Here is a 12,876-nt window from a genome sequence, read left to right on the forward strand (position 1 = left end):
AGCATTTTTTCTCTCAGCTTTTTCCTATTTATCGAAGCTGCTCGACCCTGTAATATTCGCTCCTTTGATAAAGTACTTCTGGAATACGAAGAATAAGATGATCACAGGCAGCAATACAAGCAAGGAGCCTGCCATCAGGTAATTCCATTGTGTACTCGCTTGCTCTTTGAATACTTGCAATCCGATTTGCAGCGTGTAAAGATTTTCATCGTTCACATATAGTAAAGGACCGAGGAAATCATTCCACGCACCGTTGAACGAGAAGATAGCTACTGTTGCCAAAGCCGGCTTCACAAGAGGCAGTGCAATCTTCCTCCAGATATAGAAATGATTTGCACCTTCCATTTTTGCGGCTTCAATCATTTCGTTCGGAATCGTCCGGAAGAATTGCCGGAGCAGGAAGATATTGAACGCGCTTCCGAAAAGGGCAGGCACCACAAGCGGATAATACGTATTCAGCCATTCCAGCTTAGCAAAGAGAACATATTGCGGAATGAGTGTTACAAAGCCAGGAATCATCATCGTTGATAGGACGACCGTGAATAGGATATTCTTCCCCGGGAATGGAATCTTGGCAAATCCATACGCTATAAAAGCATTCACAAATACGTTGGCTACCACACAAATAAGTGTGATGGTAATCGTGTTCACAGCATACGTCGTGAACGGAGCGGACTGCCACGTATGTACGTAATTCTCCCAATGCCATTCCTGCGGCAGCAGGGTAGGCGGAAACTGCATGATTTCCTCCATCGGTTTGAGAGAGGTACTGATCATCCACCATATTGGTGATAACAGGAAGAGACTGCCGACTACGAGCAGGACCCAATTCAACGATCGCAACAGGTTATTGTTTAAAACTGGCTTCCTTCGTTCTCGTTTTTTGGCAAGCTGCTTTCTTTCTGCAATATCCATCACTTATCATCCCCCTCGTAATGCACCCATTTTGGTGCAAGCTTCAGGTTTATGATCGTAATGATGAGGACGACAACGAACAGGATCCATGACATTGCCATGGCATATCCCATATCGAACGATTGGAATGCCTTGATCCACATATAAAGATTATAGAACAGCATGGAACTTGCCGGTCCTCCAGAGCCATTCTGACTCATAACATATGCTTCTTGGAAGATTTGGAAGCTGCCGATAGTGCTAGTTATGATATCGAAGAATATGACTGGGGTAATCAAAGGTAACGTGATATGAAGGAACTTCTTCCATGGTCCAGCCCCGTCGATATCAGCTGCTTCATACAAATTCTTGCTGATACCTTGCATGCTCGCAAGATAAAGCAGCATACTGCCGCCGACACTCCACAGTTTCATGAAGATAAGAGACGGTTTCGTCCAATCCGGATCGAACAGCCAATTCGGCCCATTGATACCGAACCAGGAAAGAACGGTGTTAACAAGGCCAGTTCCTGGGTCCAGGAGCTGCATCCAAAGCAGGTAGACACCCACACCGGATAAAACAGCCGGAAGGTAGAAGATTGTCCGGAAGATCCGCATGCCTGGAAGACTTTGATTCATCAGCATCGAGATGAAGATAGCCCCTATGGTTGTAAGCGGAACTGAGAAAATAACAAAGTATAACGTGTTGTAAAGGGATGTCCAAAATAGGTCATCCCCTGTAAATAGCTGATCATAATTCTGCAAACCCACAAAGTTCATGCGGGATGTGATGTTGTAATCGGTGAAGCTTGCGTACAAAGAGAACGCCAGCGGACCTAGTGTGAATGCAAGGAAGCCGATGATCCAAGGGGCAATGAAAATATACCCTTGGAGACTTTCACGTCTTCCCGTTGTCCACCATTTTTTCTTTTTCATCGTATCCCCCCAAAAACTCACCCTATTGTGCTGTTTTTTCTACAAGTTCTTCCACGTCCTGCTGGGCTTTATCCAATGCTTCCTGCGCTGGTTTATTCTCTAACAGGATAGCATCGAGCTGCGGATTGATGAGATTCACGTAATCCGGAGCATAAGCAGGCATTGGAGTAAGCAATGTATCATTCAGGTTCTGTGCTGCCATTTCATAGACCATTTGGTCTTTATCTGATAGTTCATCAGATGTTGCTGCACTTTCGGATGCTTCGATATTGGCTACATTATCGAAGTTTTTCACTGCCCAGTATTCCTGAGCTTCTGTGTCAGTTAGATATTTAATGAATTCCCATGCCTCATCTGGGTGAGAAGAGCCTTTCGGAATCTCAGCTACAAATCCGCCGCCCCAGCTTGTGTGCCCGCTGCCAGATGTTTTCTCCGGTAATGGAGCTACACCAAAGTCAAGATCCGGTGCATAGTCACGTATTTGCGTATAGAAGGTTGCTGCGTTCGCCATCATACCGAGTGAACCGTCGAAGAAAGGATTGCTCTGCTGACTGTCGATTTGAGATTGGTAACGATTGATGGTATCTTCGCCGTATTTATCCTTCCAGCTCTTGATCCATTCCATCGTATCAACATTTGTTTCACTGTTAATGACTGGTTCATCATTCTCGTTGAAATAATTCATGCCTGATCCGTTCAATAGCCACACGTCAGATCCCACTCCATAAAGCGGGTAGAAGCCAATTCGTTCATACGTATCGCCTGACTTCTCGTCGAGTTTTTCCGCATACTCCTCGAGCTCTTCCCAAGTTTCGGGAGGCTTGTTCGGATCTAATCCTGCTTCTTTGAAGGCATCTTTGTTATAGAACAGCAGTCGTGTGTCTGTATTGAATGGAATCCCGTAGGAATCGCCTTCATACAATGTTGCGTCCCATAGATTCTCATAGAATCTGCCGGAAATATCGTCTTCTTCTAAATAAGGTGCCAAGTTCTCAGCTTGTCCTTCCTGTCCGCGAAGAGCAGTGGCATTGATGTCATTGATGACAACATCCGGTGGATTATTTGCCGCGATGGCAGCTAATTCCTTTGTCCAGATATCGCCGAATGGTATGTATGTATGTTCTACTACGATTTCGTCTTGCGAGTTATTAAAGTCCTCAATGATTTTGTCTATTACAGGACGGCGGATCTCGGAGCCCCAGAATGTCCAGAAATCTATTTTTACTTTACCGTCTTCGGTCTTTCCTTCTGAAGCTGCAGTTCCTTCTGAGCCGCCGGTAAATCCAGCACAACCCGTCAGGAAGAGGAGTAATGCCAGTGCCAGCAAACTGAATCGTTTCAGCATGTTTAATTCCCTCCAGTTGATTTATGAAAACGTTTTTCTTTACCCATCGTAAAATAGTTGGAAACGCTTTTATGAGAAAACGATAAATAAGACCTAGACAGAGGTAGTCTGCCTAGGTCTTATAATTTACTTCTCTTTTTGTTTGGATTGTGCTTCTTCTAATGCTTTTTGGACAGTCTGCATTAGCTTTTGCTCAAACATGGGTGTTTCGGCAGATTCCTGGATCGTTTTCTCCAGCTCCTTACGGAAATCCTGACTCTTCATGACGTTTAGCATCTGCTCTTGTACTTTTGGATCCTGCAGCAGCTGCAGCAGCTGCTTTTGAAAATCTGAATCATTCATCAAATCTTTGACGAGCTTCTTTTGCTCAGGACCAATATTTTTCGCGAAGGCTGCGACAAACTCCGGATCCTCGAAACGCTCTTTCCAGAATTTCTGTCCTTCTTCTGAGGTCCATGATTTATTGATAGCATCTTCTACCTTACTGGCATCCAAAGAGACCAGATCCTGCATTGTCTCATCAGACATTACTTCCGAGATGGCTTTTTTGCCTTCGTCTGTTTTCAATATATCGGCGACCATTTGTTTGGTCGTATCATAATCCGGCTGACTGCTTTCCGCGGCTTGCCCGCCCGTGCATGAAGTAAGCACGAATAGGGATAATAACAAGATCGGCGCTAACCGTATAAACATAATCATGTGCTCCTTCCACTGTAGTAAGTACGCTTACTTTGCGCAGAAGGTGCGGTGTTTATGCATTAATTCACTTCTTTCAATTCAGGTGTTCCGCCGGCAATCAGTTCACTGACAGTTACGTAATGATATCCTTTGTTTTTCAGCGCCGGCAGAATAGTCTCCAGGGCTTTTTCCGTTTGTTTAACGGAATCGGAAGCGTGCAGCTGAATGATATCACCATTGCTTGCTTCTTCCATGACTTCATCCACGATAAGCTGTGTTCCTGGATTACGCCAGTCCTGCGGATTGACACTATATTGAATGACTTTCAATCCGAGGGTTTCGGACAATTGGATGATTTCAGTATTGAAATCCCCGGTTGGTGCCCGGAGCAGTTCAACATCTTCATGACCGAGTTTACGGAATATTTCTTTTGCATAAGAGAGGTCTTTTCTTATTTGAGCAGGCTCTTGATCGATATAGCTTTTATATCTGTAGCCCATCATTCCCAATTCATGCTTATCCTCGACAATTCGATCAATGATTTGCGGATGACGCTCGGCCCACTCGCCACTGACGAAGAAGGTTGCTTTGACATTCTGTTCCTTCAATTCATCCAGTATAGGGATAGCTTGTGTATCTCCCCAGCTAATATTGAAGGTGAGTGCAATATTAGGCTCTTCCTTGCTCCCTTGTGTCAGTGCTGCTGGTTTTTCTTTTGAGGAAAAGACGGAAAGTGAGCTGCTCGTCTCCATCCAGATGATTAACGCTGTGAACATCGCCGCTGCTACGACAAATGCCCACCTTTTCCACTTGTTGAAACGGAATACATAAAAGTGCTGCATGCCTATCATTCCCTTCGCTGTCTCCGTAATGTAGTTCCATTCTATGCATGCCTGTCCGTGAACATGATGCTTGTCTGTTATCCGTTAATGAAAATGACAATACTTTTACAAAAAAACTGAGTCTAATTGAGGCAGTTGGGGGAAACCAATAGGAGAGAACCTCAGAAAGGGGCGTACGTAGTGAAGGCTTACCGCATGGATGCAGAAGAGGTTTTACAGGAACTGGGAACCTCACGAGATGGTATATCACAGGAAGAAGCACAGCGTAGACTGGAAGCGGATGGATACAATGAATTGAAAAGCAAAGAAAAAGATCCGGTATGGAAGCTGTTCCTTGCCACTTTTAAGGATGCCATGGTCATTGTCCTGCTCGTAGCGGCGGCTGTTCAGCTGGCATTGGGCGAAGTAGTGGAATCCATCATCATCTTCTTGGTCATCTTGCTCAATAGTGTCATCAGTGTTGTTCAGACAAAGAAAGCGGAAAGCTCATTAGAAGCGTTGCAGGAGATGTCAGCTCCATCAGCTAAAGTGGTGCGTAGCGGAGAGAGTAGGACTGTACCAGCTAAGGAACTGACTAAAGGAGATATTGTACAGCTGGATGCTGGGGATTATGTACCGGCAGACGGCAGGCTTATCAGCAGTGAAGCTTTGAAAATCAATGAAGGCATGCTGACGGGGGAATCCGAAGCGGCTGATAAGAAGACAGAGGCAATTGAAGAAGAAGCTTCTATTGGAGATCGTATCAACATGGTACATAGTGGGTCGCTTGTAGTGAACGGCCGAGGGAGCTTTATTGTAACAGCGATTGCCCAGGATACTGAAATCGGGCAGATTGCCAATATGATCGAAACGGCAGAATCCAAGCAGACGCCTTTACAGAAAAAACTGGATGAATTCAGCAAAAGACTCGGAATTGCTGTTTTAGTATTGTGTATTTTGATTTTCGCTGCTCAGGCTGCGCGCCTTTGGTTTGGAGATGCTCAGACAGACATGACACAAGGCTTTCTCAATGCCTTCACTTTTTCTGTGGCAGTAGCAGTAGCTGCAATTCCTGAAGCACTATCTTCTATTGTTACAATCGTCATGGCAGTGGGTACGACCAAGATGGCCAAGCAGCAGGCAATCATTCGCAGGCTTCCAGCAGTAGAAACACTGGGTTCCACTCGCGTGATTTGTACAGATAAGACGGGAACACTGACACAAAACAAAATGACTGTGACGGATACATTCCTTCCTGGGAAAAGCGAAGGGATATCTGAAGATGAGTCAGTACGGAGCAGAGCAGAGAAGTTGCTTCTGTATATCGCAGTTCTTTGTAACGACTCTAGTGTAAGTGAAGAAGGCGCGGAAATCGGAGATCCAACTGAAACGGCGCTGATCCACTTTGGAAAGAAGATGGGGCTGGATCCAGCTAGTCTGCGAAAAGAGAAGGAGCGGGAAATGGAGCTGCCTTTTGACTCGGATCGAAAAATGATGTCTACTGTCTACCAATTGGATGGGCACAGGCTGATGCTGACTAAGGGCGGACCAGATGTTATGTTTGAAAGATGCACGCACATCCTGATTGATGGAGAAGAACAATCATTGGATGAAATGCGTCTTAAGGAAGTAATGGAACAGAACGAAAAATTCTCCGATAATGCGCTCCGTGTACTGGCTTATGGTTATAAGAAGATACCCGATGATAAGCGTTCATTGAAGGTGCAAGATGAACAAGATCTTGTACTAGTCGGTCTCACAGCGATGATCGACCCTCCGCGCGAAGCTGTACCGGCGTCTATTGCAGAAGCAAGAAGTGCTGGTATTCGCAGTATCATGATTACGGGTGATCATAAAACAACTGCTCAGGCAATTGGAAAAGAAATCGGATTGATGGAAGAAGGGGATCTTGCACTGACAGGCAAGGAACTGGATGCACTCTCTGATGCAGAACTGGATGAGAAGCTTGGCCGGATTTCTGTCTATGCCCGCGTATCACCGGAAAACAAAATCAGGATTGTCCGGGCGTGGCAGAACAAAGGATCCATTACTGCTATGACCGGAGATGGTGTGAACGATGCACCTGCACTGAAGCAAGCGGATATAGGAATAGCCATGGGGAGCGGAACAGATGTAGCAAAGGATTCATCCGCTATGGTGCTGGCGGATGATAACTTTGTCTCTATCGTCAACGCTGTCGGAGTAGGACGCACGGTGTTTGATAATATCAAAAAGGCGATAGGCTATCTGTTTGCTGGAAATCTTGGTGCGATTATCGCGATTCTCTTCGCGGTCTTTCTGAATATGCCGAATCCATTCACGGCACTGCAGTTGCTGTTTATCAACTTAATCAATGACTCCCTGCCGGCGCTTGCTCTTGGTATGGAGAAGGAAGAGCCGGATGTCATGAAACGAAAACCTCGTGATATAAACGAAGGCATATTCTCTGGCGGGACGCTTCAAAGTGTAATCGTCAGAGGGGTGCTGATAGGAGCAGCAGTGATTGTTTCCTTCTATATTGGACTACGGCATTCTGATGAAATGGGAATAGCAATGGCCTTCACGACACTTATACTGGCCAGGACGCTCCAAACGTTTTCTGCAAGATCCAATACACAGACCATTTTCAAAGCGGGCTTCCTTACAAATAAGTATGTACTCGGTGCAGTAGCTATTTGTTTTCTGCTTTATGGCATCACAGTATTGCCGGGAGTACGCAGTATCTTCTCTATTCCGGAGGCATTCGGATGGAGAGACTGGTCCATCGCAACAGGGCTTGCTCTTGCGGCTGTCATCTTGATGGAGATCATCAAAGCTATACGCAATAGAAGATAATAAAGAGAAAAGCTCCGTTCAAAACGGGGCTTTTCTTTATGTTAAAATAGAATAATGAGTGCTCTGGATGGGCTGCCAGTCTGTTAACTGAGATGCTCCATAGAAGGGCCTCTCGGCAGCTTTTGAATTTTAATAGAAAAAAGATGTTGACGTATATTGAAATAGGTCGTATACTGTTAAATGGCGCTAAGATAAGACGAAAAAACACGCCAAACAGATTATCAAGTTTTTTAAAAAAGGTTGTTGACAGAAACAACCGAGACATGATAAGATGTTCTAGTCGCCGAAACAAGCGACAACAACTTGATTCTTGAAAACTGAACAAAACAACCAATTACGAACTAAACGACATGATCGTAAGATCAACGTCAGCTCTAACGAGCAATGCATCAAAACTTTCATGGAGAGTTTGATCTTGGCTCAGGACGAACGCTGGCGGCGTGCCTAATACATGCAAGTCGAGCGCAGGAAACCAGTTGACCCCTTCGGGGTGATTCTGGCGGAATGAGCGGCGGACGGGTGAGTAACACGTGGGCAACCTGCCTGTAAGACTGGGATAACTTCGGGAAACCGGAGCTAATACCGGATAGTATTTCCTTTCTCCTGATTGGAAATGGAAAGACGGTTTCGGCTGTCACTTACAGATGGGCCCGCGGTGCATTAGCTAGTTGGCGGGGTAATGGCCCACCAAGGCGACGATGCATAGCCGACCTGAGAGGGTGATCGGCCACACTGGGACTGAGACACGGCCCAGACTCCTACGGGAGGCAGCAGTAGGGAATCTTCCGCAATGGACGAAAGTCTGACGGAGCAACGCCGCGTGAGCGATGAAGGCCTTCGGGTCGTAAAGCTCTGTTGTTAGGGAAGAACAAGTACGAGAGTAACTGCTCGTACCTTGACGGTACCTAACCAGAAAGCCCCGGCTAACTACGTGCCAGCAGCCGCGGTAATACGTAGGGGGCAAGCGTTGTCCGGAATTATTGGGCGTAAAGGGCTCGTAGGCGGTTTCTTAAGTCTGATGTGAAAGCCCACAGCTCAACTGTGGAGGGTCATTGGAAACTGGGGAACTTGAGTGCAGAAGAGGAGAGTGGAATTCCACGTGTAGCGGTGAAATGCGTAGATATGTGGAGGAACACCAGTGGCGAAGGCGACTCTCTGGTCTGTAACTGACGCTGAGGAGCGAAAGCGTGGGGAGCAAACAGGATTAGATACCCTGGTAGTCCACGCCGTAAACGATGAGTGCTAGGTGTTAGGGGGTTTCCGCCCCTTAGTGCTGAAGTTAACGCATTAAGCACTCCGCCTGGGGAGTACGGCCGCAAGGCTGAAACTCAAAAGAATTGACGGGGGCCCGCACAAGCGGTGGAGCATGTGGTTTAATTCGAAGCAACGCGAAGAACCTTACCAGGTCTTGACATCCGCTGACAACTCTGGAGACAGAGCGTTCCCTTCGGGGACAGCGTGACAGGTGGTGCATGGTTGTCGTCAGCTCGTGTCGTGAGATGTTGGGTTAAGTCCCGCAACGAGCGCAACCCTTGATTCTAGTTGCCAGCATTCAGTTGGGCACTCTAGAGTGACTGCCGGTGACAAACCGGAGGAAGGTGGGGATGACGTCAAATCATCATGCCCCTTATGACCTGGGCTACACACGTGCTACAATGGATGGTACAAAGGGCAGCGAAGCCGCGAGGCTAAGCGAATCCCATAAAACCATTCTCAGTTCGGATTGCAGGCTGCAACTCGCCTGCATGAAGCCGGAATCGCTAGTAATCGCGGATCAGCATGCCGCGGTGAATACGTTCCCGGGCCTTGTACACACCGCCCGTCACACCACGAGAGTTGGTAACACCCGAAGTCGGTGAGGTAACCTTTTGGAGCCAGCCGCCGAAGGTGGGATCAATGATTGGGGTGAAGTCGTAACAAGGTAGCCGTATCGGAAGGTGCGGCTGGATCACCTCCTTTCTAAGGATAATTGGAACTACTACTTCGTAGTAGACATCGTAATTGGTTGTTTGTTCAGTTTTGAAGGATCAAGCTGTAAAATGCATATCCTTTAGATGGGCCTATAGCTCAGCTGGTTAGAGCGCACGCCTGATAAGCGTGAGGTCGGTGGTTCGAGTCCACTTAGGCCCACCATCTATATTTTTAATGGGGCCTTAGCTCAGCTGGGAGAGCGCCTGCCTTGCACGCAGGAGGTCAGCGGTTCGATCCCGCTAGGCTCCACCATTTTTTATGTGAACCTTGAAAACTAGATAAGAAACAACATGCCAGAACATCAAACTTTAAAGCCGACAATTTATTGTCGCGATTTATAGATTTATCATGCGTTATTAGTTAAGTGAAGAAGGGCGCACGGTGGATGCCTTGGCACTAGGAGCCGATGAAGGACGGGACTAACACCGATATGCTTCGGGGAGCTGTAAGTAAGCTTTGATCCGAAGATTTCCGAATGGGGGAACCCGCTATCCGTTATTGGATAGTACGTATCACTGAATACATAGGTGATACGAGGCAGACCCGGGGAACTGAAACATCTCATTACCCGGAGGAAGAGAAAGCAAATGCGATTTCCTGAGTAGCGGCGAGCGAAACGGAATTAGCCCAAACCAGAAGGCTTGCCTTCTGGGGTTGTAGGACACTCCTTTGGAGTTACAAAGAAACCATATAGACGAAGCGGCTTGGAATGGCCCGCCATAGAAGGTAAGAGCCCTGTACTTGAAATGTGGTTTCCTCCGGAGTGTATCCTGAGTACGGCGGAACACGTGAAATTCCGTCGGAATCCGGGAGGACCATCTCCCAAGGCTAAATACTCCCTAGTGACCGATAGTGAACCAGTACCGTGAGGGAAAGGTGAAAAGCACCCCGGAAGGGGAGTGAAATAGATCCTGAAACCGTGTGCCTACAAGTAGTCGAAGCCCGTTAATGGGTGACGGCGTACCTTTTGTAGAATGGACCGGCGAGTTACGATCCCCTGCAAGGTTAAGTTGTATAGACGGAGCCGCAGCGAAAGCGAGTCTGAATAGGGCGATATAGTAGGTGGTCGTAGACCCGAAACCGTGTGATCTACCCATGTCCAGGGTGAAGGTCAGGTAACACTGACTGGAGGCCCGAACCCACGCACGTTGAAAAGTGCGGGGATGAGGTGTGGGTAGGGGTGAAATGCCAATCGAACACGGAGATAGCTGGTTCTCTCCGAAATAGCTTTAGGGCTAGCCTCAAAGGATGATGGTTGGAGGTAGAGCACTGATTGGACTAGGGGCCCTCATCGGGTTACCGAATTCAGTCAAACTCCGAATGCTAATCAATCTACTTTGGGAGTCAGACTATGGGTGATAAGGTTCATGGTCGAAAGGGAAACAGCCCAGACCGCCAGCTAAGGTCCCAAAGTGTGTGTTAAGTGGAAAAGGATGTGGCGTTGCTTAGACAACCAGGATGTTGGCTTAGAAGCAGCCATCATTGAAAGAGTGCGTAATAGCTCACTGGTCGAGTGACGCTGCGCCGAAAATATACCGGGGCTAAACACACCACCGAAGCTGCGGATTGACATCTACGATGTCAGTGGTAGGAGAGCGTTCTAAGGGCAGTGAAGGTCGATCGTGAGGACGGCTGGAGCGCTTAGAAGTGAGAATGCCGGTATGAGTAGCGAAAAAAGAGTGAGAATCTCTTTCATCGAAAGCCCAAGGTTTCCTGAGGAAGGCTCGTCCGCTCAGGGTTAGTCGGGGCCTAAGCCGAGGCCGAAAGGCGTAGGCGATGGACAACAGGTTGATATTCCTGTACCACCTAAATCCGCTTGAACGATGGGGGGACGCAGGAGGATAGGGAAAGCGCGCTGCTGGTTATGCGCGTCCAAGCCGTGAGGAAGTTGAGCAGGCAAATCCACTCAACATTAATTCCAGGCGGTTATGGGGAGGGAAATTTAGTACCGAAGTTCCTGATTTCACACTGCCAAGAAAAGCCTCTAGTGAGGAAATAGGTGCCCGTACCGCAAACCGACACAGGTAGGCACGGTGAGTAACCGAAGATGATCGGGAGAACTCTCGTTAAGGAACTCGGCAAAATGACCCCGTAACTTCGGGAGAAGGGGTGCTTCTTTTAAGGAGAAGCCGCAGTGAAAAGGCCCAAGCGACTGTTTAGCAAAAACACAGGTCTCTGCAAAGCCGTAAGGCGAAGTATAGGGGCTGACACCTGCCCGGTGCTGGAAGGTTAAGGGGAATGGTTAGGGACTTCGTCCCGAAGCTGTGAACCGAAGCCCCAGTAAACGGCGGCCGTAACTATAACGGTCCTAAGGTAGCGAAATTCCTTGTCGGGTAAGTTCCGACCCGCACGAAAGGTGCAACGACTTGGGCACTGTCTCAACGAGAGACCCGGTGAAATTATACTATGCGTGAAGATGCGCATTACCCGCGACAGGACGGAAAGACCCCGTGGAGCTTTACTGTAGCCTGATATGGAATGTTGGTACAGCTTGTACAGGATAGGTGGGAGCCTTAGAAGCCGGAGCGCCAGCTTCGGTGGAGGCATCCGTGGGATACCACCCTGGCTGTATTGACATTCTAACCCAGAACCGTTATCCGGTTCGGAGACAGTGTCAGGTGGGCAGTTTGACTGGGGCGGTCGCCTCCCAAAGAGTAACGGAGGCGCCCAAAGGTTCCCTCAGAATGGTTGGAAATCATTCGTAGCGTGCAAAGGCAGAAGGGAGCTTGACTGCGAGACCTACAAGTCGAGCAGGGACGAAAGTCGGGCTTAGTGATCCGGCGGTGCCGTATGGAAGGGCCGTCGCTCAACGGATAAAAGCTACCCCGGGGATAACAGGCTTATCTCCCCCAAGAGTCCACATCGACGGGGAGGTTTGGCACCTCGATGTCGGCTCATCGCATCCTGGGGCTGTAGTCGGTCCCAAGGGTTGGGCTGTTCGCCCATTAAAGCGGTACGCGAGCTGGGTTCAGAACGTCGTGAGACAGTTCGGTCCCTATCCGTCGTGGGCGTTAGAAGTTTGAGAGGAGCTGTCCTTAGTACGAGAGGACCGGGATGGACGCACCGCTGGTGCACCAGTTGTTCCGCCAGGAGCATAGCTGGGTAGCTACGTGCGGAAGGGATAAGTGCTGAAAGCATCTAAGCATGAAGCCCCCCTCAAGATGAGACTTCTCATCATTTTAAATGAGTAAGATCCCTCAGAGACGATGAGGTAGATAGGTTCGAGGTGGAAGCGTGGTGACACGTGCAGCTGACGAATACTAATCGATCGAGGACTTAACTAACATTAAGTCAACGCCAAAGTCCAAGCACTCCGGTGCTTGGCCGTATGAAATGTCTGGCAGGACATGTTTCTTATCTAGTTTTGAGGGTTCATTTCCAATTGAATTCTTGCATA

At 48.0% G+C, this 12,876-nt stretch carries 6 protein-coding genes, 2 tRNA genes and 2 rRNA genes; 5 read left to right on the forward strand and 5 right to left on the reverse strand.

The genetic code is table 11. From position 1 onward, the window contains the following. Positions 1-24: 24 nt before the first annotated feature. From ABXS78_RS00510 to pdaB, 5 genes are all read right to left on the reverse strand, one after another. Positions 25-915 (reverse strand): carbohydrate ABC transporter permease, encoded by an 891-nt coding sequence (locus ABXS78_RS00510; protein WP_366249847.1) that lies wholly within the window; start codon positions 913-915, stop codon positions 25-27. Beyond that, entirely contained in the window at positions 915-1,829 is a 915-nt protein-coding gene (locus tag ABXS78_RS00515) for a sugar ABC transporter permease (protein ID WP_366248463.1), read from the reverse strand. The genes ABXS78_RS00510 and ABXS78_RS00515 overlap by 1 nt, the downstream gene beginning before the upstream one ends. Positions 1,830-1,851: 22 nt before the next feature. Beyond that, on the reverse strand, positions 1,852-3,174 hold the full coding sequence (locus ABXS78_RS00520; RefSeq protein ID WP_366248464.1) for an ABC transporter substrate-binding protein: 1,323 nt from the start codon (positions 3,172-3,174) through the stop codon (positions 1,852-1,854). 126 nt (positions 3,175-3,300) lie between these two features. Beyond that, positions 3,301-3,867, reverse strand: a complete 567-nt coding sequence (gerD, locus tag ABXS78_RS00525) for a spore germination lipoprotein GerD (RefSeq protein WP_366248465.1) — start codon at positions 3,865-3,867, stop codon at positions 3,301-3,303. Between the two features lie 65 nt (positions 3,868-3,932). After that, positions 3,933-4,694 carry a polysaccharide deacetylase family sporulation protein PdaB gene (gene pdaB / locus ABXS78_RS00530; protein WP_366248466.1) on the reverse strand — a complete coding sequence of 254 codons (762 nt, stop codon included), beginning with the start codon at positions 4,692-4,694 and terminating at the stop codon, positions 3,933-3,935. A gap of 180 nt (positions 4,695-4,874) precedes the next feature. On the opposite strand from pdaB, the gene ABXS78_RS00535 reads away from it, so the two are divergent. The 5 genes from ABXS78_RS00535 to ABXS78_RS00555 all read left to right on the forward strand — a co-directional run bounded on the left by ABXS78_RS00535 (position 4,875) and on the right by ABXS78_RS00555 (position 12,763). Further along, positions 4,875-7,508, forward strand: coding sequence for a cation-translocating P-type ATPase (locus ABXS78_RS00535; RefSeq protein WP_366248467.1), 2,634 nt, complete (start codon positions 4,875-4,877; stop codon positions 7,506-7,508). Between the two features lie 397 nt (positions 7,509-7,905). After that, positions 7,906-9,467: ribosomal RNA gene (locus tag ABXS78_RS00540) — 16S ribosomal RNA — on the forward strand. Between the two features lie 97 nt (positions 9,468-9,564). Then, positions 9,565-9,641: transfer RNA gene (locus ABXS78_RS00545), tRNA-Ile, on the forward strand. A gap of 14 nt (positions 9,642-9,655) precedes the next feature. Then, a tRNA-Ala gene (locus tag ABXS78_RS00550) sits at positions 9,656-9,731 on the forward strand. A 106-nt stretch (positions 9,732-9,837) separates the two neighbouring features. After that, positions 9,838-12,763 (forward strand): 23S ribosomal RNA (locus ABXS78_RS00555). Together the 16S and 23S rRNA genes with 2 tRNA genes alongside form the textbook arrangement of a ribosomal RNA operon. The last annotated feature ends 113 nt before the right edge of the window (positions 12,764-12,876 follow it).

It is taken from the genome of Terribacillus aidingensis (assembly GCF_040703035.1).
In the GTDB taxonomy this organism is placed as follows: Bacteria; Bacillota; Bacilli; order Bacillales; family Amphibacillaceae; genus Terribacillus.

Coding starts and splice junctions, on each gene's coding strand:
- ABXS78_RS00510 (WP_366249847.1), bottom strand. CDS start 915: ATGGATATTGCAGAAAGAAAGCAGCTTGCCAAAAAACGAGAACGAAGG.
- ABXS78_RS00515 (WP_366248463.1), bottom strand. CDS start 1,829: ATGAAAAAGAAAAAATGGTGGACAACGGGAAGACGTGAAAGTCTCCAA.
- ABXS78_RS00520 (WP_366248464.1), bottom strand. CDS start 3,174: ATGCTGAAACGATTCAGTTTGCTGGCACTGGCATTACTCCTCTTCCTG.
- gerD (WP_366248465.1), bottom strand. CDS start 3,867: ATGTTTATACGGTTAGCGCCGATCTTGTTATTATCCCTATTCGTGCTT.
- pdaB (WP_366248466.1), bottom strand. CDS start 4,694: ATGCAGCACTTTTATGTATTCCGTTTCAACAAGTGGAAAAGGTGGGCA.